This window comes from Sphingopyxis sp. LC363 (assembly GCF_000756385.1).
Lineage (GTDB): Bacteria > Pseudomonadota > Alphaproteobacteria > Sphingomonadales > Sphingomonadaceae > Sphingopyxis.
The window spans coordinates 164,221-184,257 of sequence record NZ_JNFC01000045.1 but is presented as its reverse complement, the minus strand read 5'-3'; the positions used below and the strand labels follow the sequence as shown (position 1 = coordinate 184,257).

General features: G+C 65.7%; 23 protein-coding genes and 1 tRNA gene. 9 read left to right on the top strand and 15 right to left on the bottom strand.

The genetic code is table 11. From position 1 onward, the window contains the following. Positions 1-135: 135 nt before the first annotated feature. From FG95_RS15980 to FG95_RS15970, 3 genes are all read right to left on the bottom strand, one after another. Positions 136-402 carry a hypothetical protein gene (locus FG95_RS15980; RefSeq protein ID WP_037557107.1) on the bottom strand — a complete coding sequence of 89 codons (267 nt, stop codon included), beginning with the start codon at positions 400-402 and terminating at the stop codon, positions 136-138. A gap of 10 nt (positions 403-412) precedes the next feature. Then, a complete protein-coding gene (locus FG95_RS15975) occupies positions 413-694 on the bottom strand; it encodes a hypothetical protein (protein ID WP_037557106.1) in 282 nt (93 codons plus the stop codon). Between the two features lie 140 nt (positions 695-834). Next, positions 835-1,623 (bottom strand): BON domain-containing protein, encoded by a 789-nt coding sequence (locus tag FG95_RS15970; RefSeq protein ID WP_052182432.1) that lies wholly within the window; start codon positions 1,621-1,623, stop codon positions 835-837. A gap of 208 nt (positions 1,624-1,831) precedes the next feature. Between FG95_RS15970 and FG95_RS15965 the strand changes: the two genes are divergently transcribed. From FG95_RS15965 to FG95_RS15955, 3 genes are all read left to right on the top strand, one after another. Then, positions 1,832-2,197, top strand: a complete 366-nt coding sequence (locus FG95_RS15965; protein ID WP_037557105.1) for a hypothetical protein — start codon at positions 1,832-1,834, stop codon at positions 2,195-2,197. 139 nt (positions 2,198-2,336) lie between these two features. Beyond that, a complete protein-coding gene (locus tag FG95_RS15960) occupies positions 2,337-2,711 on the top strand; it encodes a hypothetical protein (protein ID WP_037557104.1) in 375 nt (124 codons plus the stop codon). Positions 2,712-2,714: 3 nt separating this feature from the next. Then, on the top strand, positions 2,715-3,197 hold the full coding sequence (locus FG95_RS15955; RefSeq protein ID WP_037557103.1) for a 5' nucleotidase, NT5C type: 483 nt from the start codon (positions 2,715-2,717) through the stop codon (positions 3,195-3,197). A 21-nt stretch (positions 3,198-3,218) separates the two neighbouring features. Here FG95_RS15955 and FG95_RS15950 read toward each other — a convergent pair whose 3' ends face one another. Both FG95_RS15950 and FG95_RS15945 read right to left on the bottom strand, forming a co-directional pair. Then, complete coding sequence (locus FG95_RS15950) at positions 3,219-4,181, bottom strand: cation diffusion facilitator family transporter (RefSeq protein WP_037557102.1); 963 nt, start codon at positions 4,179-4,181, stop codon at positions 3,219-3,221. Positions 4,182-4,186: 5 nt separating this feature from the next. Next, on the bottom strand, positions 4,187-6,583 hold the full coding sequence (locus FG95_RS15945; RefSeq protein WP_052182431.1) for a membrane-bound PQQ-dependent dehydrogenase, glucose/quinate/shikimate family: 2,397 nt from the start codon (positions 6,581-6,583) through the stop codon (positions 4,187-4,189). 257 nt (positions 6,584-6,840) lie between these two features. Between FG95_RS15945 and FG95_RS15940 the strand changes: the two genes are divergently transcribed. Beyond that, positions 6,841-6,914, top strand: a tRNA-Gly gene (locus FG95_RS15940). A gap of 16 nt (positions 6,915-6,930) precedes the next feature. On the opposite strand, the gene FG95_RS15935 is transcribed toward FG95_RS15940, so the two are convergent. Next, the gene (locus FG95_RS15935; protein WP_235211594.1) at positions 6,931-7,308 is read right to left on the bottom strand and encodes an FKBP-type peptidyl-prolyl cis-trans isomerase; all 378 of its coding nucleotides are present in this window, start codon (positions 7,306-7,308) and stop codon (positions 6,931-6,933) included. A 344-nt stretch (positions 7,309-7,652) separates the two neighbouring features. On the opposite strand from FG95_RS15935, the gene FG95_RS20325 reads away from it, so the two are divergent. Further along, the gene (locus FG95_RS20325; RefSeq protein ID WP_037557099.1) at positions 7,653-7,826 is read left to right on the top strand and encodes a DUF1328 domain-containing protein; all 174 of its coding nucleotides are present in this window, start codon (positions 7,653-7,655) and stop codon (positions 7,824-7,826) included. A gap of 145 nt (positions 7,827-7,971) precedes the next feature. Here FG95_RS20325 and FG95_RS15925 read toward each other — a convergent pair whose 3' ends face one another. Then, on the bottom strand, positions 7,972-9,789 hold the full coding sequence (locus FG95_RS15925; protein ID WP_037557098.1) for a DUF885 domain-containing protein: 1,818 nt from the start codon (positions 9,787-9,789) through the stop codon (positions 7,972-7,974). Between the two features lie 214 nt (positions 9,790-10,003). Between FG95_RS15925 and FG95_RS20835 the strand changes: the two genes are divergently transcribed. The 4 genes from FG95_RS20835 to FG95_RS15905 all read left to right on the top strand — a co-directional run bounded on the left by FG95_RS20835 (position 10,004) and on the right by FG95_RS15905 (position 13,280). After that, positions 10,004-10,234, top strand: a complete 231-nt coding sequence (locus FG95_RS20835; RefSeq protein ID WP_037557096.1) for a hypothetical protein — start codon at positions 10,004-10,006, stop codon at positions 10,232-10,234. A 209-nt stretch (positions 10,235-10,443) separates the two neighbouring features. Beyond that, the gene (locus tag FG95_RS15915; RefSeq protein WP_037557095.1) at positions 10,444-11,043 is read left to right on the top strand and encodes an EF-hand domain-containing protein; all 600 of its coding nucleotides are present in this window, start codon (positions 10,444-10,446) and stop codon (positions 11,041-11,043) included. 135 nt (positions 11,044-11,178) lie between these two features. Next, a complete protein-coding gene (locus FG95_RS15910; protein ID WP_037557093.1) occupies positions 11,179-11,913 on the top strand; it encodes a response regulator in 735 nt (244 codons plus the stop codon). Further along, positions 11,910-13,280 (top strand): sensor histidine kinase, encoded by a 1,371-nt coding sequence (locus tag FG95_RS15905; RefSeq protein ID WP_037557092.1) that lies wholly within the window; start codon positions 11,910-11,912, stop codon positions 13,278-13,280. Before FG95_RS15910 ends, FG95_RS15905 begins: the two co-directional genes overlap by 4 nt. On the opposite strand, the gene FG95_RS15900 is transcribed toward FG95_RS15905, so the two are convergent. From FG95_RS15900 to FG95_RS15865, 8 genes are all read right to left on the bottom strand, one after another. Further along, positions 13,271-14,071, bottom strand: a complete 801-nt coding sequence (locus tag FG95_RS15900; protein WP_037557090.1) for an acyl-CoA thioesterase — start codon at positions 14,069-14,071, stop codon at positions 13,271-13,273. The genes FG95_RS15905 and FG95_RS15900 overlap by 10 nt on opposite strands. Before the next feature lie 7 nt (positions 14,072-14,078). After that, complete coding sequence (locus FG95_RS15895) at positions 14,079-15,248, bottom strand: saccharopine dehydrogenase family protein (RefSeq protein WP_037557089.1); 1,170 nt, start codon at positions 15,246-15,248, stop codon at positions 14,079-14,081. 73 nt (positions 15,249-15,321) lie between these two features. Next, positions 15,322-15,831, bottom strand: a complete 510-nt coding sequence (locus FG95_RS15890) for a DoxX family protein (protein WP_235211593.1) — start codon at positions 15,829-15,831, stop codon at positions 15,322-15,324. Further along, complete coding sequence (locus FG95_RS15885; RefSeq protein WP_081933200.1) at positions 15,828-17,627, bottom strand: cellulase family glycosylhydrolase; 1,800 nt, start codon at positions 17,625-17,627, stop codon at positions 15,828-15,830. The genes FG95_RS15890 and FG95_RS15885 overlap by 4 nt, the downstream gene beginning before the upstream one ends. A gap of 80 nt (positions 17,628-17,707) precedes the next feature. Next, on the bottom strand, positions 17,708-18,262 hold the full coding sequence (gene dcd, locus FG95_RS15880) for a dCTP deaminase (RefSeq protein WP_037557087.1): 555 nt from the start codon (positions 18,260-18,262) through the stop codon (positions 17,708-17,710). 38 nt (positions 18,263-18,300) lie between these two features. Continuing rightward, positions 18,301-18,750 carry a cytidine deaminase gene (locus FG95_RS15875; RefSeq protein WP_037557085.1) on the bottom strand — a complete coding sequence of 150 codons (450 nt, stop codon included), beginning with the start codon at positions 18,748-18,750 and terminating at the stop codon, positions 18,301-18,303. After that, complete coding sequence (locus FG95_RS15870) at positions 18,747-19,502, bottom strand: glycoside hydrolase family 25 protein (RefSeq protein ID WP_037557083.1); 756 nt, start codon at positions 19,500-19,502, stop codon at positions 18,747-18,749. The genes FG95_RS15875 and FG95_RS15870 overlap by 4 nt, the downstream gene beginning before the upstream one ends. A 2-nt stretch (positions 19,503-19,504) precedes the next feature. Next, positions 19,505-20,002 (bottom strand): UPF0262 family protein, encoded by a 498-nt coding sequence (locus tag FG95_RS15865; RefSeq protein ID WP_037557082.1) that lies wholly within the window; start codon positions 20,000-20,002, stop codon positions 19,505-19,507. Between the last annotated feature and the right edge of the window lie 35 nt (positions 20,003-20,037).

Below are 20,037 nucleotides of genomic sequence, written 5' to 3'. Positions count from 1 at the left end.
TTGGTGGACTGAAACGTCGCCCCCTTTAATCCGTCATCCCGGCCGGAAGGTGTTCATGCACGTGACTCTGGAAGAGTATCTCGCCGCTGGGTCAGGTTGAAACGGCGAGATCCCGGCCTTCGCCGGGATGAAGATTCAGCGAGATTTGATCAGGCTTTGGGTTTCTTCCCGGCACGTCGGAGGAAGTGCAGGGGCAATCGTCCATGTCCCCCCGTTGTGCCCCACGCGGCAGACCGGTTGGCCGTCGCAAGCAAGCAGCGCCCAGCGGCCGTCGCATTCCCGCTCGGCGATTTCGAGCGCGACGCTCGCGCTCGCGGCTTCGAACTCCATCCGCTTGGCAAGGCCGACGCCGTCGTCCTCAAATTGAAGGCTGTAGCTGGTCCTCGGGGAAGCGTCCGGCATCGCCGCCGCCTCAATAGGTCGCCGGCGGGTCGCTTGCGGGAAAGGATTCATCTGACGCCTGATCGACGCTTTCCCACGGGCGCTTGACGTCGTCGCGCATGCCGTCCGGACCCGCCGAGCGCGTCTGGTCGAAATTCTCCGATTGGGTTTCGCCGTCGGCAAACGCCGCGCTATGCCGTTCTCCCTTAGCCGTCTGGGACGCGGATTTGCGGGTAAACCAGAAGAGCGCGCCGAGCGTCCCCAGCGCCAGAATCTTTCCCAATCCCGAATGTCTTTGTGCTGCGCTTGCCATGGTTTCATCCTTCGCTGTTCTTCCGGATCGACGCTTTCCGCCGCGCGGAGTTGCATGGCCGGATCGTAAACGCGCGGTTGATTTGGCAGCGCTTATCCCAGGTTAAGCGAACGGCGCCGCCTTCGCGGCGGCGCCGTCCTTCAATCCAGTTTTGGACTGACCACCCCCGATGTGTAGCGCAGATTATTCTGCACATGCTTCACGCCCGAAATCGCATCGACGCAGTCTTCGGCACGGCGCTTGGCGCGGCGGTCCTCGACGGTGCCCGACAGCGTGACCTCGCCCTGCTCGACCGCAACGTCGATTTCGGAGGCGTTGAGCCAGACGTCTTCGGTGAGGCGGTCGTTCACATCCTCGCGGATGCGCTCGTCCGACCGGGCATAATTTTTGGGGCCGCGACCACGATGATCCTGCTCGCGGCGGCGCCGCGCGTCACGGTCGCCGAACCACGACATGACTTCGTCTTCGGCGCGTTCGAAAAAGCCGCGATCGTCGTCGTCATAGTCGGCGCGGCGCGACCTTGGGCCCTCACCATAGGGCGAGTAGCCGCGGGCTGCGGGATAGCCGAACTCGCTCGGCCACAGCGAGCCGGGGCGTTCGCCGCGCCCGCCGCGCGCTTCACCGACCGCGTCGTAATAGCGCGAGCGGCCGCCGTCGCTTTCATAGGTGGGCCGGGCGCTTTCGCGGCCACCATAGGAGGGATGCCGATCGCCCGCGTGGCGATCATCCCATTCGTCGCGTCGATAGGGTTGTTCGCGGCGGGCTTCTCGTCCGCGTCCGCCACGACGTTCCTCCTCCTCGATCGCGGTATAGCCGCGCGCAGTATCCTCAGCGCGGCCGCGGTTCCAACCCGCTGTACCGCCACCGTCGTCGGGAATGCTGTTGTCGCGATAATCCCAGAGGGGCGTTCGGTCGTCGAACCTGTCCATTTTCCATCTCCATTGTCGGTCGGGCGGTCAGGCTGCCGCAAAGGTCGACAGCCCCCCGGCACCAGAGTGACGTCCGGAAGCGGGGGAAGTTCCGGCGTGTCCACGCGCGGTCTTGACGCAGGTTAGCGTTTCGGCCCGGCACATTCGGCGCGGCTGGCGCGTCTTTTCCTCGCCCGGTTCATCGGGCGAAGAGGAAGAGGATAAAGACATGCAGAATCAGCAGGACGACGGCCAGGGCCGCGCTCCCGGGCAAGCCCAGCAGCAGGACGGAACCCAGCAAGGCGGCGGCGGTCAGCAGAACCGCCAACAGGAGCAGCAGGACCAGGAGCAGCAGGACAAGCTCGACAATAATCGCGGCGGCGCCGATCCGACCGGCGGCCAGGCGATCGATCAAGGCCGCGGCCCCGGTGAAAATATCGCGCCGCTCTCCGGCGAAGGCATGGAAGAGGATGACGAGACAGCTGCCGGCGAAAGCCAGCAGGACGCGCAGCCCGGCAGCATGGGCCAGTCCGCCGAACAGCCTGCCGAAGGATGGCAAGACGAAGAGGATCTGGCGCGCCAGAACCCGGACTGACCGGCGCCCCGATACGCCCGAGGAGGTCCGCCATTCTGGCGGACCCCTTGTTGCGAAAAGCGGTGCGGCGCTGGGCGCAACTTGCGCCCGCTCCGTTCGTTCGTCGGGCGAGGGGCCGACACTGAGGACATGTTCACCAATGGGAAGGACGATCGCCGGCTGGAAAATCGACGCCGCAGAGCGCGACCGGCTGCTTGCGCGCTTTCCGCCGAGTTATGAACGTCCTATCGCGGATCATGTCACGTTCCGCTTCGGTACCGACGCGGACACGTCGCTTCCCACCGAAACCGAGGCCTATATCGTCGGCGAAGCCGATGACGGCGCGGGCGTCCAGGCGCTCGTCGTCGAAATCGACGGCACGACCGCGCGCGGCGACGGCAGCCATTTCCATATCACCTGGTCGCTCGGCGAAGGGCGCGCGGCGAAGGAAAGCAACGACGTGATCGCCGCGTCCGGCTGGATCGCCGTCGATCGCGTCCGGATCGCGCTCCAGCCGGCGCGCTGGAAGGGGTGACGGGTGCAACTCTATCTCGATTGCGACGGCGTATTGGCCGATTTCGACCGCGGCGCAACGAAGCTGCTCGACATGCCGCCGCGCATCTATGAAAAGCGCCACGGCATCGCGGCCTTCTGGCGCGAGATCGCGCGCCATCCCGATTTCTACGGCACGCTGCCGCTGATGCCCGATGCGAAAGAGTTGTTCGCCGCGGTTCGCCACCTCATCCCCGTGATCCTGACTGGCCTGCCGCGCGGCGCCTGGGCGGCGCCGCAGAAGATCCGCTGGGCGGCCCGGCATTTCCCCGGCACGCAGATTCTGACCGTGATGGCGGTCGACAAGCGCAACCATGCGCAGCGCGGCGATATTCTCGTCGACGATCAGATAAAGCACGCGCGCCTCTGGGAAGGCGCGGGCGGCATCTTCGTCCACCACCGCGACGCGGAAAGCACCATCGCGAAGCTGCGCGAACTGATTCCGGAAGAGATGGCGGCCAAGGCGTGAGCAACCTGTAGTGGGTAGCCGTCAGGCCGGCGACCCGCCGGCATATTGGACGACCGCATCCTCGCGCTTCTCGGGCCGGATATAGATCGAGCTGATCAGCGGCGACGCTGCCTTCAACTCGCCCTCGATCACTTCGATCAGCGCCTCGGCCCGTCCCATCCGCAGTGCATCCTCGAAATCGGCGCTGACCGCGACGAAGATGGAATCGGGGGCGGTGTGGATCGTGCGGACATGGTTGATCGCGCTGATTTCGGGATGGGCTTCGACGATGCGCCGGATCGTATCGATCAGCGCCGGATCGGCGGCCTCGCCGATCAGCAGCTCCTTCGCCTCGCGCGCGAGCAATATCGCGACGGCGGCGAGGATCAGGCCGATCGCGATCGACGCGATGCCGTCGATGCGGGCGTCGCCGGTGGCGTGGCTCAGCCAGATACCGACGGCGGCGATGATCAGCCCCGCGAGTGCCGCGCTGTCTTCGAACAGCACGATGAAGCCGGCGGGGTCCTTCGAGCGCCGGACCGCCTGCCACCAGCCAAGCTCGCCGCGCCCCGCGTCAAATTCGCGCACGGCAATCGCCCATGAGGTGCCCTCGAGCAGAAATGCGACCGCAAGCACGATATAGTTGATCGTCGGGTCGCGCAGCGGTTCGGGATCGTGGATATGAATCCACCCTTGATAGACCGAAATGCCCGCGCCGATCGCGAAGATCAGGATCGCGACGACAAAGGCCCAGAAATAAAGCTCGCGCCCGTAACCGAAGGGATGGCGGCTGTCGGGAGCGCGTTTCGCGCGCGCTTGGCCATAGAGCAGCAGCAGCTGGTTGCCGCTGTCGACGAGCGAGTGCACGCCCTCCGACAGCATCGACGACGATCCGCTGACCGCCGCGGCGATGAATTTCGCGACGGCGATGCCGAGGTTGGCGAACAGGGCGCCGTAAAGGACGATATTGCCCTTGATATGGCCGATGCGCTTGCTTCCGGCCATGTCGTTCACGGGAGCGCGTAGGCGATCACTTCATCGCCGATCGGCGTCTCCATGAAATGATGGCCGCCGGCATAGATGACGACATATTGCTTGCCGTTCGCCTCATAGATCATCGGCGTCGCCTGTCCCCCCGCGGGCAGAACGTCGGACCAGATCGTCTTTCCCGTTCTGAGGTCGATCGCGCGGATCAGATTGTCGGTCGCCGCGGCGATGAAGATCAGCCCGCTCGCCGTCACCACCGCGCCGCCATTGTTGGGCGTGCCGATGGTGACCGGCAGCATCGAGGGGATGCCGAACGGCCCGTTGGTGCGCGCGGTACCGAACGGGCGGTCCCAGATCGTCTTGCCGGTCGCGATGTCGATCGCGCGGATTCCGCCATAGGGCGGCTGCTTGCAGAGCAGGCCGGTGAAGGGCAGGCGCCAGCCCGCGTTGACGTCTATCGCATAGGGGGTGCCGGCCTGCGGATCGCCCGCGCCCTCGGCGCCGCCGATCTCGCCGCGCGCCTGATCGCGCGGCGCCCAACCCTGCTTGTTCGCTTCGGCGCGCGGCACGAGGCGGACATAATTGGGCATGTCGTTGTAATTGGCGACGATCACGCCGCGGACCGGGTCGACCGCTATGCCGCCCCAGTCGGTCCCGCCATTATAGCCCGGATATTCGATCGAGCGGCGCTCGCTCGTCGGGGGGGTGTAGAAACCCTTGTAACTCGCCTTGCGGAACTGGATGCGGCAGATCATCTGGTCGATCGGCGACATGCCCCACATGTCGCGCTCGGTGAGGTCGGGCATGCGGAGACTATGCCACAGCGAAACGATCTGCGTCGGCGACCGCTCGGCCGGCTCGACCCCGCCGCCCGGGACCTCGATCGTGCCCACCGGGGTGAGCGGACGCCCGGTGCGCCGGTCGAGAATATAGATGTCGCCCTGCTTGCTCGGCAGCACGAGCGCGGGGATCGCGCCCTCGGGGCCCGGATAGTCGATCAGCGTCGCCTGCGCGCCGAAATCATAATCCCAGACGTCCTTCTTCACCGCCTGAAAATGCCAGCGCGGCTTGCCGGTCGTCACGTCGAGTGCGACGAGCGAGGTCGCATATTCATTCTCGGCCGGGCGGCGCAGGCTCGAATAATAGTCGGCGGCGGCGTTGCCCATCGGCAGATAGACGAGGCCCAGCGCTTCATCGCCCGAGGCGATCGTCCACATGTTCGGCGTCCCGCGCGCCCATGCCTCTCCCGGCGGCGGATAGCCGCTCCAGTCGGGGTTCATCATGTCCCATGCCCAGGCGAGCTTGCCGGTGACCGCGTCATAGCCGCGGATCACCCCCGACGGCGCCCAGCGGCTCTGTCCGTCGAGCACCTGATGCCCGGTGACGACGATGCCGCGAACGATCGTCGGCGGCGAATTGATCGAAACATAGCCCGGCGAGGTCTTGCCCATGCCGATCTTGGTATCGACCTGTCCATTGGTGCCGAAATCCTGACACGGCCGTCCGGTCGCCGCATCGATCGCGAACAGCCGCGCGTCGAGCGTGCCGAAGATGATCCGCCGCGCACAGGCCTGATCCGCAGCGGCGCCGGGCAACGCATAATAGCTCACCCCGCGGCAGGCGGCTGTATAGGGGATCGCCTCGTCGGACACTTTGGGGTCGAAGCGCCAGCGCTGCCCCCCGGTCGCCGGATCGAGCGCGAGGACGATATTCTTGGGCGTGCAGACATAGAGGCTGTCGCCGATCTTCAGCGGCGTATTTTCGGCCCCATAGGTGCCATGCGCCGCCTTCGAAGGCAGATCGCCGGTTTGGATCAGCCACGCGCGCTCCAGCTTGCCGACATTGGCCGGCGTGATCTGGGTCAGCGGCGAATAGCGGCGGGCGCTGTAGGTGCCGCCATAGGCCGGCCAGTCGCTGCCCGCTCGCATCAGCGCGGGATCGGCCATCGCCCAGCGGCTCGCCGGAAGCTTCTCCAGGGGCCGGGGGCTGTTGAGCAAGCCGAGCATAGTGCCGCTCGCCACGGCGACGAGGACGACAAGGCCGCTCCCTGCGAGCGCCAGCCGCCAGCGGCGCGGCCGGGCGGAGAGCGCGGCCATCGCGAAAATCACGAGGAGGAGGAGTATGAGCGGCGCGACGACGCGCGGAACGAGCGCCCAGCCATTTCCGCCGACTTCCCACAATGCCCAAATCAGCGTGCAAAATACGACCGCGACGTAAATCCAGCCGCCCAATATCCGGCCGCGCATCAGCAGCAGGCCGGCCGCCAGCATCGCACCGCCGGCGATCAGATAATAGGCCGACCCGCCGAGCGCCGTCAGCCAGATGCCGCCGATCAGCAGGATGAGGCCGATCGCCGCCACCATCAGTCCGGTGATCAGGGGGAGGAGAGGGGCGGGGAAAATCTGGCGCAGTCGGCGCATCGGGGGCCTCCTTTTGATGCAGCGATTGTTCCTGCGAGCGCTGCCGCACCCCTGTTTCAAGGCATCGGGCGACGTCCGTCGAACGCCCTCCTTCGTATCGTTACCTGCCGGTGCGCGAAGGGGCCGGTCACTGCCTCCAACGCATAGCTCGGAAGAATGATGCGTCGGGTCCGTGTGGGCTAGGACACGGAACGGAATGGCAATGGCGCGCTTGACGGCGGCCGATCAAAATGGCAATCGCCGCCGGCCTTGGCGATGCGGGTATAGCATAGTGGTAATGCTCTAGCCTTCCAAGCTAGCTAGGCGGGTTCGATTCCCGCTACCCGCTCCAGGCCTTTCCCTGAAAATCAGCCCGCGGGCTCGATGCCGAGCAGTTCGACCGAGAACAGCAGCGTCGCGCCGCCCGGAATCGGGCCCTTTCCGTCGGGGCCATAGGCGAGCTGCCAGGGGATCGCGAATTCGACCTTGTCACCGACGCCCATAAGCTGGACGCCTTCCTGCCAGCCTTCGATCACGCGATTGAGCGGAAAGGTGGCGGGTTCGCCGCGCGCGACCGAGCTGTCGAACTCGCGGCCGTCGACGAAGGTGCCGACATAATGGACGGTGACTTCATCGGTCGGGCCGGGGTGGGCGCCGCTGCCGTCGCCTGCAACGCGCCGCCAGCGCAGCCCGCTTGGGGTCACGCGCCATCCGTCGGCGCCATGGCGTTCGGCGAGCGCTGTCATTTGCAGGTTAAGATATGCTGTGCCCTGTATCGGCGCAGCGTCGGTCGGCTGGGCGTGGGCTGCGGCGGATAGACACAAGGTGGCGGCGGCGGCGGCAAACAGCCGGTGCGGCGATGACATAGGCGTGAAACTCCCTCGAACGATGCCAGCATAAATGCATCGCGGGCTGGGTAGGCAAGGGGCTATCTGCCGGATGGCAGGAACTTTCGCGCGCCGCCGTCGTTCTGCATTCGTATCGACTATCAGATATTTGAGGCGCGGCCACCGGCCGTTTCCCCCTCGAAAGCCTTGCGCTTTCGAAGCCGGTGGCGCGCGCGAATGCAACGAATGCAAGGAGACGACAGATGTTCAAATGGGCTTTGATCTTCGCCGTGATCGCGCTGATCGCCGCGGTGCTCGGCTTTGGCGGCGTCGCGGGTGCGGCGGCGGGTGTCGCCAAGATCCTGTTCTTCGTCGGCCTCGCGCTCGTCGTGCTGTTCCTGATCCTCGGCTCGGCCGCGGCGCGCAAGATAAGTTAAAAAGATTCGGCGCGGCGGGAACCATCCGGGATCCGCCGCGTTTCATTTACCTGCTCGATCGAAAGAAAGAGTGGAATTTGACTTCTGTCTTCGGACGAAGTCTAGGGAAGCCCCGCCGCAGAAATGCGACGGGGCTTACTCTTTTCTAGGCCGGAAAGGCGGCAAGGACGCGGCGTTCGAGCACCGCGAGCGGGATACGCCCGGCGCCCAAGACCACATCGTGGAACCGCTTGATGTCATAGCCGGGGCGCTTCGACACCGCGTCGCGCGCGCGGCTGATCGCGATCTGCCCGACCTTGTACGAACAGGCTTGCCCCGGATAGACGATATAGCGGTCGATCTCGGTGCGCGACGCGCTCGGCGAGTTCGACGAATTTTCGACCATATAGTCGATCGCCTGCTCGCGGCTCCACCCCATCGAATGAAGACCGGTGTCGACGACGAGACGCGACGCACGAAAGGCATAGGAAGCGAGATAGCCGATCTTGCCGAGCGGATCGTCGTCATACATCCCAAGCTCGTCGGCGACCTGTTCGGCATAGAGACCCCAGCCTTCGCCATAGGCGGTGACCGATGCCGCCTGGCGATAGAGCGGCAACTCGCTGTCCTCGAACTTCAGCGCCCCTTCGAACAAATGCCCCGGCGCGCCTTCATGATAGGCGAGGGTGGGCAGCGTGTAGCGCGGCCATTCCGCGGTATCGCGCAGGTTGATGAAAAAGATGCCCGGGCGCGAACCGTCGGGGGTTCCCGCCTGCGCCGACCCGCCGGGCGCGCCGATCTCGATCTCGGGCGGGACGCGGCGGATTTCATAGGGCGCCTTGGGCATATGGCTGAACACCTGCGGTAGCCGCTCGCGCACCTTGACGAGCAAGCCGTTGAGATAGGCGAGCATTTCGGCGCGCCCCTCGTCGCTATTGGAGAACAGCTGCCCCTCGGCTTTGGCCAGTGCGTTCAGCCGGTCGCGGATGCTGCCTTTCGTATAACCTTGCGATTTGAGCAGTTCGTCCATCCGCGAGGTAAGGTCGGCGACCTGCTCGCGGCCGATGCGGTGGATTTCGGCGGCGCCGAGGCTGGTCGTCGTATGCTGCGCGAGCGTCGCGGCATAATAGGCCTCGCCGTCGGGCAGGCGCGCGACGCCGGCGGCGGTCCCCGCGCGGGGAAGCAGCGCGGTCAGGGCGTCGATCTGGCGGGTGAGTGCGGCGCGGATCGGGCCTGCGAAGACCGCGGCGGCGCGCTCGCCATAGCCCGAAAGGCCGATTTCCGTGCTGCGCTTCGCGATCGACGCGATGAGCGTCTTGCCCGCGACGTCGCCGTCGCGCAGGCGGCCAAGCTGCTGCAGCGCCTGGTCGATGATGAAGTGCGGCGCGATGACGCCCATCGCGGCGTTCGTCTTGACGATTTCGGTGTCGGCGTCGAACAGCGCCGGGATCGCCTGCAGCCGCACCATATAGGCGTCGGCGTCGGCCTTTGTCGCGACGGGGTGCTGGCTGTCGAGGAAGGTGCTGACCCCGGTGTAGAAGCCGCCGAGCTGGGTGACGCCATAGGGGCCGGGCCGATGCCCGAAGCCGCCGGTATGATAGGTGAAGCGCGCCAGCCGCTGGCGCGCCACAAGGTCGAATTCGGCGCTCTCGTGCGCGATTCGTGCCGCGTCGCCGAGCGTGTCGGCGTTGATCGCGCGGACTGCGGCGAGGTCGCGGTCGATCTGGCGCGCCCGCGCCGCGCGGGCGGCGGACGACCAGTCGGGAAATTGGGCCCGAAGCGCGGCGCGGGTGCCGGTATCGATCCCGAGCGAAGTTGCGCGCGTCGGCTCGTCGCGCAGTCCCTGTTCGAACTGTGCTGAGAGCAGCGCATCGAGGCGCGCGTCGGCGCTCGCTTCGGCCGCCGCGGGGCGGACGATGCCGACGACGGCAAGGCCGCCCATCGCGGCAAGGATGGTCCGCCTATCGGGCGTCGTGTCGGTCATGCGAGTCTCCCTCCTGTCATGCGACGGGAGCGTAGAGATGTGAGGTTGCTGCCGCAACATGCTGACGCGATTGTGAAACTTTCCGCTGCCGCGACGCGGCCTCGGCCGGTCGACCCGTCCGACTTCCACGATGAATGGCCTCTGGACGCGGATCAATGGCGGTCGCTCGGTCGTTACTCGGGGGGTAGGGACATGTCGAGCGACGGAGAATGAGATGAATATATTCAAGAAAACGGCGATATCTTTTGCGGCCCTGTCGGTCGTCGCAGCCCCGGTCGCGGCGTCGGCCGCAGCGAGCGCCCCGCGCGCGGCTTCGGTCGTCGACGGCGCGAGCGAGCTTGAGGGCAATTCGAGCTGGATCATCGGCTTGGTCGGCCTGCTGGTCGGCGTCGGCGCGATCATCCTCGTTGCCGATAATGACGAGGATTCGCCTGTCAGTCCCTGACAAGCCGGGAATTGAGCACCAGATCGGGGCCGGTCGCGCTTGGCGCGGCCGGCCCCTTCTGCTTGCGCCCTCATGAACGGCGCGCCCGTTCTGCGACATTTTGCGACATTTTTTCGGTCATCCGGCACCGGGCTGGGACAAATCGCGCCTAAAACGCCTTCATTGGGACGCGGCTCTCCCCGCAAAGGTCCCTCGAAGGAGTTCATTGCATGAACAGGAAGATCACGATTTTGACGCTGGGTGCGGCCTTGATCGCCGTGCCCGTCCTTGCCGCTCCCGGCAGCGGCGATCGGAACGCGACGCAGACCCGCGCCGAGGTGCAGACCAGGGCGGCGGAGATGTTCGCCAAGCTCGATGCCAACAAGGACGGCAAGCTCGACGCGACCGACCGCGCCGCCAAGCGCGCCGAGCGGCAGGCGAAGATGTTCGCCAAGCTCGACGCGGACGGCAATGGCAGCATCAGCAAGGCCGAATGGGACCAGCATGGTGCCGACCGTGCGGCCAAACGCGCCGAGCGCGGCGAAAAGCGCGCCGCGGCGGGCGAAGCCGGCGACGGCAAGCGCCACGCCATGCGCGGTCACCATGGCAAGCGCAGCGGCCATCGTAGCATGATGATGATGATGGGCAAGGTCGATACCGACGGCGACAAGGCGATCAGCCAGGCCGAACTCCAGACGGCGGCGCTCGCCCGCTTCGATGCCGCCGATGCGAACAAGGACGGTCAGGTGACGCCCGAGGAACGCAAGGCGCAGCGCGGTGCATGGCGCGCCAAGCGCGGCGCGGCGCCGGCGGCTCCCGCCGGCGAATAAGCGATTTGGCAGGGGTCTTTTTGGTAACGACAGGCCATCCCCCCTCCCGGCATTGCCTTTGCCGCCGGTCCCTGCCAGCTATCGCCCACCGGCCCCCACGGGCCGGTGGGCGAACTAGCATTTGACGGAAAAGAGATGACCGATAGCGATACGCCACGCATCCTGCTGATCGACGACGAACCGTCGATCCGCGAGCCGCTCGCCGAATATCTGACCGCGCAGGGCTTTACCGTCGTCGACGCGGCCGGCGCCGCCGAGGCGCGCTCGGTGCTGCGTGCGCAGACAGTCGATCTCGTGGTGAGCGATATCATGATGCCCGGCGAGGACGGATTATCGCTGACCCGCCATCTGCGCGAGACGAGCAGCATTCCCGTCATCCTGCTCACCGCGCGCGCCGAGGATACCGAACGCATCATCGGGCTAGAGATCGGCGCCGACGATTATGTCGTCAAACCCTTCAACCCGCGCGAACTGGTCGCGCGTATCCGCACCGTGCTGCGCCGGACGCAGGCGGGCGGGCGGGCGCTCGACAGCAACGGCACCAGCTATGCCTTTGGGCCATGGGTGCTGCGCGAGGTCGAGCGCGTGCTCGTCGACGAAGCCGGCGAGGAAGTCGCGCTGTCGTCGGGCGAATATCATTTGCTCCATGCACTGGTCCGGCATCCGCGCCAGGTGATGAGCCGCGACCGGCTGCTCGACCTCGTCCGCGGGCGCGAGGCCGACATCTTCGACCGCGCGATCGACAATCTGGTCAGCCGACTGCGCAAGAAGATCGAAATCGACGCCGCGCATCCGCAGATCGTCAAGACCGTGTGGGGCGGCGGCTATACGCTCGCCTGCGAGGTCAAGCGCATGGGTCCCGCCACATGAAATTCCGCCTGTGGCCGAGAAGTCTTGTCGGCCAGCTCGTCTTTGCCGTAGCGGTGATGCTGTTCGTCGCGCAGGCGATCAACTTTGCGCTGCTCGTGCGCGGGCAGAGGCAGCAGTTCCTTGCACATGGCGGCGGGATGGCGGTCGCACGGATCGTCGACGCCGTCGAGCGCGACCGGCGCGGCGAACTGCGGGGACGCCGCGACGACCGGGACGACGAACGGCGCGGCCGCGAGCGAAATCCCAAACAGGTGATTTCAGACATCCCGATCCCGGTTCCGGCCGGCGCGAAGCCGATTCCCGACCTTGCCGATTATGTATCGAGCCTGCTGCACGATGCCGATGTCCGGGCCGAGGCGGTCCATGCCTGGGCCTTGCCCGCCCGGCCGCGCGTGCCCCGTGCCGGCATTCGCGGGAGATCGGGTTTCCCGGGCCGGATCGTCGTCGTCTCGGCAAAGATCGACGGCCGCTATGTCGCTGTGCGCAGCCGGATTCAGGTCGGCGGCGACCGGTTGCAGGGCTTTCTCGTCTGGCAGACGCTCTCGCTCTACCTCCTTCTTCTCGTCCCGATCCTGCTGATCGCGTGGCGCGTCGCACGGCCTTTGCGCGACCTGACGCGCGCCGCGCGCACCAACCCCGCGCTACGCGACGCCACCCCGCTCGAAGAGGAGGGGCCGTCGGACATGCGCGACCTCATCGCCGCCTTCAACGCCTATCGCGCGCGGATCGCGACGATGCTATCCGACAAGGACCGGATGCTCGGTGCCGTCGGACACGACCTGCGCACCCCGCTCGCAAGCTTGCGGGTGCGCGTCGAGCAGATCGAGGACGCGGCCTTGCGGGGCAAGATGATCGTAAGCATCGAGGAAATGACCGCGATGCTGAGCGACATTTTGGCGCTCGCGCGCTCGGGTGCGGGAACCGAAGCGCAGGAGCGCATTCCGCTTCGCGAATTGATCGGCGAACTGGCGGCGGACTATCAGGAACGCGGTCAGGACGTCGCGATCGCCGACGTTGCCGATGTCGCCGTGCTGACGCGGCCGATGCTGCTCAAGCGCGCGTTGCGCAACCTCGCCGACAATGCCGTGGCTTATGGCGGGCGGGCGCGCCTGTCGGTTCGCGTCGAAGGAGAGACCGCGCGGATCGTGGTCTCCGACGACGGCCCCGGCCTGACCGACGAACAGATCCGGACGCTGATCGAGCCCTTTGCCCGCGGTGAACAGTCGCGCAATCGCGCGACCGGCGGCGCGGGGCTGGGTCTGTCGATCGCGCGCGACATCGCGGAAGGCGAAGGCGGCTCGCTGACCTTGTCCAACCGCCCCGGTGGCGGACTCGATGCAGTGATTGCATTGCCCGTTCAGGCGTAGATCGCGATCGCCTGGCTGCCGCTGAGGACCGGTTCGCCGGCGCGGTTCCACAGCATCATGTCCTGCACCGACAGGCCGTGGCGGGCATAGCCGGTCTTTGCCGACAGCAGCCACCAACCATCGTCGGTTTTCGGCGCGCCGGTGAGCATGTTGACCGTCCAGTTCATCGAACTGATCGGTCCGAACTGGCTGAACAGCGCCATCGCGGCGGGCGGCAGCGCGTCGCCCATCGCGAGCAGCGCGACCGCGGGATGGCACGCGGGCTCCTCGACGAAGCGCACCCAGGTCAGATATTCGCCGACCTCGCTTTTCCACGCAAAGCGCGGGCCGGTCGTCGGGCGCATGTCGAAATGGCGCGTGAAGGACGGGCGCGCATGATGTTCGGGCACCGGCGCCAGCGTTGCGGGCTCGGGCGCATCGGGCATCGCCAGCCGATTGTGATCGAGATGGCTTTGGCGATCGCCTGAAAAGGCGAAGACCGCGGCGGTGCCGAAGCCCTGATCGCTCGACACCCCCGCGTCGATGAACAGCGAGGATTTCGACTGGCGCAGCACGCGCGTCTCGACGGTGCAGTCGCCGCCGACGGGACCGATGAAGCTGATCTGCGCATAGCGAAGCGGCGTCTCGGTCGGGTGGAGCGCCATCGCGCCGGCTAGCGCGACCGCCGAGCTGATCCCGCCATAGGCGGTGCGCCCCTGCATCCATCCTTCGTCGATATGCGCGGTTGCGACATCGCCATCGACGCGCAGCGTGGAGAGCAGCGCGTCGAGCGCGCTGGGAGAGCTTGTCATCTCGTCTTCAGTCCTCGATCTGGAACGTCAGGCCTGCATTCGCGGTCAGCCGCGCGATCAGCGCATCGCCAAGCAGCGCGCCCGGAGTCCACACACCGCCCGCGCCCTTGTTTTCGAGCAGCGCCATCCCCGTTTCGGCGAGCATCTTCGAGGTCGAGCCATAGCCGGGGTCGCGGTCGCCCTGAACGCTCGCGCGAACGGTGGTGCCATCGGGATATTCGCCGATGAAGAGGATGTCGTAGAAGCCCTTCTCGCGCTCTTCCTTGCTCGGGCCCTCGCCGGGCTGGAGCGTCGACTCGCCAAAAGGATTCGCCTTCGCCATCGCTTCGGCCATCGCCTTTCCAGCGTCGCCGATCGTCGTCATCACCATCTCGTCATAGACCAGATCTTCGCCCCATTTGTGGCCGACCAAGAAATTGGTGCGGTGGACATTCTTGGTGTTGATCGGCGCCATGACGAAGGGCGCGGTCCATGTGCCGGTCGCGCCGTCATATTCGGGGATCAGCCCGGTTGGCTGCGAGGGTCCCTCGAAGCCGGGAGTCAGCGCGAAGCTCGACTTGAGCAGCAGCGCAAGCGAGGGCTTCTTGGCGATCGCCTTCAATGTTTCGGTGAGGCTCGCGATCGTGCCGCCCGAGGCGCCGCCCGCCATCTTGCGGACGCGGCCCTTGACGCGCGGTGCGGGTTTGCCGTGGCGCTTTACCGCTTCGGCCTGAAGGAAGAGGACACCGAGGTCGAAGGGGATCGAGTCGAAACCGCAACTGAAGGTGATGCGCGCGCCCGATGCCTTGGCCGCGGCTTCATGTTCGTCGATCATTTCGCGCATCCAGCCGGGTTCGCCGCAAAGATCGGCATAGGCGGTGCCCGCGCGGACGCAGGCGGCGACGAGTTCGCTGCCGTAAAGCTGGTAAGGGCCGACCGTCGTCAGCACGACTTTCGTGCTTTGCGCCATCTTGTCGAGGCTCGCGGGATCGCTCGCGTCGGCGACGATCAGGGGCGTTTCGGGGCTTGCGCCGATAAGGCCGCGAACCTCGGCCAGCTTGTCGAGGCTGCGGCCCGCCATCGCCCATTTGGGCGCGTCCTTGCGGCCCTTGTAGTGGTGCGCGAGATATTCGGCGACGAGGCGGCCGGTAAAGCCCGTCGCGCCGTAGACGACGATGTCGAAATCGCGGGACGCCATGGCAAAACCCTCCCTTTACGTAAACGTTAAGTGAAGGCTAGCGCAGACGCGCGGCGATGCCAAGCGCGAAGGTCTAGCGGCGCCAGAAGGGGCGACGCTTTTCGACGACCACCGGCGCTCCCGCTGCTTCGGCGCGACCTTCGGCGCGCGCGGCGCGCAGTTCGGCGTCGGTCGCGTGCTGCTGTGCGCGCTGCGTCGCCAGTTCGTCGCGGCGGCGCTGGCGCAGCGCATCATAGCTCCAGCGCGTGTTGCCATAGCCGAAGAGGCAGAGCAGGCCGCCCGCGATCGCGAGATTCTTCATCGCCGCCATCGCCTGCATCGGGTCGGTGAACTCGCGGTGGAAAAAGAGGATGGTCAGGAGAACGAACACCGCGAGCAGGATCGACCACAGCCGCGTCGCGATGCCGAGCGCAAGGCAGACGCCCGCGACAAGTTCGAAAAGGCCGGTCGGAATCGCGAGCCCGGCGGGCAGGCCAGCGGCGGAAATCATCGCGTCGGTATCGTTGACATGGATCAGCTTGTTGATCCCCGACACGATGAAAATCACCGCGATGAACAGGCGGCCGAAAAATACGGCGATCATGGACATGAGACATCCTCCACTGCACGCCCCTCCGCTTGTGCAAAGAGGACGCACATGGGAGCATTGGGTTCCGGCCATCGCGGCGTGAAGACGATCTCGGCGATCTCGCAGTCGCTGCAATCGAACGCGCGCAGCGTCGCGGTGCCGGGCCCGGCGGGCAGGTCGGCATCGGCGAGCGTTATGGTCTGCCATGCCGTCCCGTGCGGGATCGCGACGCCGCGTTCGTCGATGCCGATGCGGCCGCCCTTGGCCGAGCGCGCGCGTGCGCTGACGGTCCAGCGCCCCGCGCGGGCGACGTCGGCGCTGTAGCGCATATATTCGCCGCTGACGAAATCGGTGACATAGGGTGTACCATCGGGTTCGCGCGCGATGTCGACGCCGTCGTTGCGATAGGTCGTACCGTTGTTCCACGGCGTCCGCTCGCCGCCGGTCGCGACATGATAATTGGCGTCGACACTATCGTGATAGGCGGCGCCCGGCGGGCCGAGATCATAGTCGGCGGCGGCGATGGTCAGCGGCTTTGCGCCGAGCGTGCGGGACTTGAAAGCGCGATGGGCCGGGTCGTGCGGTTGACGGAGCATCGCGTCGATGACGTCGGGCTTGGGGATGTTGTTGTCGAAGCGGGTGTTTTCGGCGAGCTGCATCATCGCGGCGAAGGCTTCATCGGCGGCCGGCTTCGAGCCCTTGGCCGTCATCCATTGGACGATCTTCATCCAGCTATCGCCGGGCGTGATCTCGAGCGGCTGGTTGAAACCGATTTTCTTGAGCGGCCAGAAATTCCAGCCAATGCCCGCGCCCTCGACGAGCGCGATCGCGCCCTGATACCAACCATTGCTGTTCTCGCCCGACTCGCCGAGCCAGATCGGGCGGTTCGTGCGGGTGCGCAGCGCCTTGATCTCAGCGATGCTCGCCGCGTCGTTGCGGTTCCAATATTTGTGGAAGCTCAGCACCATATTGGCGTCCCATGCGGGCGGCAGGCCCTTGTAATTATTGCCCCAGCAATTGCCCTCGATGATCACGATATGCTCTGGGTCGACGTCGCGGATCGCCTTGGTGATGCGCTGCTGCAGCGCCCACACCGCCTTATTCTCGGTCTCGTCGCAGCCATTGCCTTTGCCGGGGGTCGCGAAGCTCCAGTTGGGCTCGTTGATCAGGTCATAGGCGCCGATCCACGGCTCGTCCTTGTATCGGGAAGCGAGCTTACTCCACAGCGCGACGGTCTTGCGCTGATTCTCCGCGCTCTCCCACAGCGACGGCTTCGCCGGATCGCGGTCGGAAATGGCGAGATCATTGCCCTGCCCGCCGGGCGCGGCGTGGAGGTCGAGGATCAGCCAGATGCGGTTCGCCTTGCTCCATTCGAGCAGGCGGTCGATGCGCTGGAAACCTTCTTCATGCCATGTATCCTCACCGGGCTTGGGTTCCTTGTCGGCGGGCAGGGTGAGCTGGTCGAAATGGATCGGCAGGCGTACCGAGTTGAAACCCCACTTCGCCATCTGGTCGATGTCGGCCTTGGTCGTGTGATTGTCGAGCCAGGCGCGGTAAAAGGCCGCGGTGCGCTCCTCGCCGACCAGTTCGACGAGCTTGGCACGGATTTTGTGCTGCTGCCCGACCTCGCCGAGCTTCAGCATATAGCCTTCCTGCAACATCCAGCCGCCAAGCCCCATGCCGCGCAGGATTACCGGTTTGCCCGATCCGTCGACGATCTGCGTGCCCTCGACCTTGAGGAAGCCTTCGGCGTGCGCGGTGGCGGAGGAGAGCAGCGCGGTGAGAGCGAGCGTGACCGTTCGGAATTTCATGACCTCATCCCCATTTTTTGATTTTTGGGAACGTTATCATTTTTCGCCGCGAGGACAAGCGCGATAGCGAAGCCGCGATATCAAAGCTTGGGAAGCGTCACGCCTTTCTGCCCCATATATTTGCCCGCGCGGTCGGCGTAGCTCGTCTCGCACGGCTCGTTGCCCTTGAGGAAGAGGAATTGGCACGCGCCCTCATTGGCGTAAATTTTGGCGGGCAGGGGGGTGGTGTTCGAAAACTCGAGCGTCACATGGCCTTCCCAGCCGGGTTCGAGCGGGGTGACGTTCACGATGATACCGCAGCGCGCATAGGTCGACTTGCCGAGGCAGATGACGAGCACATCGCGCGGGATACGGAAATATTCGACTGTGCGAGCGAGCGCAAAACTGTTCGGCGGGATGATGCAGACGTCGGTTTCGCGGTCGACGAAGCTGTTCGACGCGAAATCCTTGGGATCGACGACCGCGCTGTCGACATTGGTGAAAATCTTGAATTCGGGGGCGACGCGCGCGTCATAGCCGTAGGAGGAGAGGCCATAGCTGATGCACCCGTCGCGGCGCTGGGCCTCCACGAACGGCTCGATCATGCCCTGCGTCCGGGCGGCTTCGCGAATCCATTTGTCGGAAAGAATGCTCATGGCTTGTCTTGTCGGTCCTGCGGGTATTGCGCAAGCGGTCAGTCGATGAGCCCCAAATCCTTCGGCCCGAAAGCGGCGGGAAGCAGTTCGGAGAGTCTATAGCTCTTTACCGTCTTGCCATCGCCCGAGGCGCAATGGACGAGAATGTCGGTCTTCGACCGTTCGGCCGCCTCGTTGAGGATTTGGCGGCAGCGGCCGCACGGATGGACCGGATCGCTGCCGATCAGCGCGTCGCCGTCGGGACGGCCGCCAACGATCGCGACCTCGGCGAGTTCGCCGATCCAGCCTTCGTTGGCGATCTTGGCGACCGCCGCGTTTTCGGCGCAGAGGGTCAGGCCATAGCTCGCATTCTCGACATTAGCGCCCGTCACCACATCGCCATTCTTGAGCAGCAGCGCTGCACCGACATGGAAACCCGAATAAGGCGCATAGGCTCGGTTTGCCGCATCGCGCGCCGCGTCGATCAAGGTGTCGCGGGTCTCGGTCATTGCATCTCTCCTTGCGGGCGCAGCACGTTCCAGCCGACGGTGCCCTTGGCGCCCGACAGGCGGACATAGTCGTTCGCCTGCCACATAGCCCAGGGGTGCGCGCCGTAATCGGGTTCGAAAAAGTCGCGGCGCAGCCAGGTCGTGCGCGCGATCCCCCCCGTCACCCTGTAATCGCTCTCGAACGCCGGCCCGGGCGCGATCAGGCTCTGCTTGCCCATATGCGCCTCGATCTGGGCGAGGAAGGTCGCAAGTTCGGACAGCAGGAGCGCGCGCGTCGGCCGGTCGGGACAGCGATCGTCATAATCGAGCCAGACCACTGCGGGCAGCATATCGGCGCGGCGCGGGACATGGCGGATGAAATTGGCGGCCTGATCGGTCGCGAGTTGGCAGAGGCTATAGCGGTGGATCGCGCCCGCCTGCACCCCAGCGTCGCGCGCTTCGGCCAGGTTGCGGGCGAATTTCGCGTCGATTCCGCCCGATCCGTCGGTCGCTGCGATATAGGCGAATTCGGCGCCCGCGGCCTTGATCGAGCCCCAATGAACGTCGCCGTTTCCGGCGTCGATCGTCACGCCCTGCGTCGGATAGATGGCGCGGTCGGGCGTCCAGCGCGCCGCCCACCACAGCGCGAGGCCCGCAGCGAGGAGCAGCAGCACGATGGCGGCGCCGATCCGGCGCAGCAGACGTGCGACCCTTGCGCGCCACGCCGCCGCGGCCTGCGCCGCCTTGCCGCCCCTGATTGCCCCCGCCTTCATCGTCAGCCCTTGATGTGCAACACGCAGATCAGTGTGAATAATCGCCGTGCGGTATCGAAATCGACCGCAATCTTGCCGTCGAGCCGGTCCATCAGCATCTCGGCCGCCTCATTGTGCAGCGCGCGGCGCGCCATGTCGACGGTCTCGATCTGCTGCGCGGTCGAGGTCTTGATCGCCTGATAATAGCTGTCGCAAATCGCGAAATAATCGCGGATCGGACGGCGGAAGCGCCCGAGGCCAAGGATGATCGCCTCGAGCGGTGAACCATCTTCGCGTGATATTTCAAAGATCAGCCGGCCGTCCTCGACACGCAGCATCAAACGATAGGGTCCGGCATAGCCGTCGGGATGTCCGCGCTGCGGCACGAACTTATTATCCTCGATCAGGTCGAAAATCGCGACACGGCGTTCCTGCTCGACGTCGGGATTGCGCCAGACAATCGACCCTTCGTCGAGCTCGACCGAAATGATCCGCTGTTTGGAGGGGGCTGCGTCGCTCATGCTGCCTGTGCTTCTACTTGGCGCGCCGCGAAGGG

Bases quoted from the DNA above. Each gene is read 5' to 3' on its own strand.
- FG95_RS15910 (WP_037557093.1), top strand. From the start codon at position 11,179: ATGACCGATAGCGATACGCCACGCATCCTGCTGATCGACGACGAACCG.
- dcd (WP_037557087.1), bottom strand. From the start codon at position 18,262: ATGAGCATTCTTTCCGACAAATGGATTCGCGAAGCCGCCCGGACGCAG.
- FG95_RS15935 (WP_235211594.1), bottom strand. From the start codon at position 7,308: ATGACAGCGCTCGCCGAACGCCATGGCGCCGACGGATGGCGCGTGACC.
- FG95_RS15865 (WP_037557082.1), bottom strand. From the start codon at position 20,002: ATGAGCGACGCAGCCCCCTCCAAACAGCGGATCATTTCGGTCGAGCTC.
- FG95_RS15900 (WP_037557090.1), bottom strand. From the start codon at position 14,071: ATGACAAGCTCTCCCAGCGCGCTCGACGCGCTGCTCTCCACGCTGCGC.
- FG95_RS15965 (WP_037557105.1), top strand. From the start codon at position 1,832: ATGCAGAATCAGCAGGACGACGGCCAGGGCCGCGCTCCCGGGCAAGCC.
- FG95_RS15915 (WP_037557095.1), top strand. From the start codon at position 10,444: ATGAACAGGAAGATCACGATTTTGACGCTGGGTGCGGCCTTGATCGCC.
- FG95_RS15895 (WP_037557089.1), bottom strand. From the start codon at position 15,248: ATGGCGTCCCGCGATTTCGACATCGTCGTCTACGGCGCGACGGGCTTT.
- FG95_RS15905 (WP_037557092.1), top strand. From the start codon at position 11,910: ATGAAATTCCGCCTGTGGCCGAGAAGTCTTGTCGGCCAGCTCGTCTTT.
- FG95_RS15890 (WP_235211593.1), bottom strand. From the start codon at position 15,831: ATGATCGCCGTATTTTTCGGCCGCCTGTTCATCGCGGTGATTTTCATC.
- FG95_RS20835 (WP_037557096.1), top strand. From the start codon at position 10,004: ATGAATATATTCAAGAAAACGGCGATATCTTTTGCGGCCCTGTCGGTC.
- FG95_RS15980 (WP_037557107.1), bottom strand. From the start codon at position 402: ATGCCGGACGCTTCCCCGAGGACCAGCTACAGCCTTCAATTTGAGGAC.
- FG95_RS15950 (WP_037557102.1), bottom strand. From the start codon at position 4,181: ATGGCCGGAAGCAAGCGCATCGGCCATATCAAGGGCAATATCGTCCTT.
- FG95_RS15875 (WP_037557085.1), bottom strand. From the start codon at position 18,750: ATGACCGAGACCCGCGACACCTTGATCGACGCGGCGCGCGATGCGGCA.
- FG95_RS15975 (WP_037557106.1), bottom strand. From the start codon at position 694: ATGGCAAGCGCAGCACAAAGACATTCGGGATTGGGAAAGATTCTGGCG.
- FG95_RS15925 (WP_037557098.1), bottom strand. From the start codon at position 9,789: ATGACCGACACGACGCCCGATAGGCGGACCATCCTTGCCGCGATGGGC.
- FG95_RS15945 (WP_052182431.1), bottom strand. From the start codon at position 6,583: ATGCGCCGACTGCGCCAGATTTTCCCCGCCCCTCTCCTCCCCCTGATC.
- FG95_RS15885 (WP_081933200.1), bottom strand. From the start codon at position 17,627: ATGAAATTCCGAACGGTCACGCTCGCTCTCACCGCGCTGCTCTCCTCC.
- FG95_RS15970 (WP_052182432.1), bottom strand. From the start codon at position 1,623: ATGGACAGGTTCGACGACCGAACGCCCCTCTGGGATTATCGCGACAAC.
- FG95_RS15960 (WP_037557104.1), top strand. From the start codon at position 2,337: ATGGGAAGGACGATCGCCGGCTGGAAAATCGACGCCGCAGAGCGCGAC.
- FG95_RS15870 (WP_037557083.1), bottom strand. From the start codon at position 19,502: ATGAAGGCGGGGGCAATCAGGGGCGGCAAGGCGGCGCAGGCCGCGGCG.
- FG95_RS20325 (WP_037557099.1), top strand. From the start codon at position 7,653: ATGTTCAAATGGGCTTTGATCTTCGCCGTGATCGCGCTGATCGCCGCG.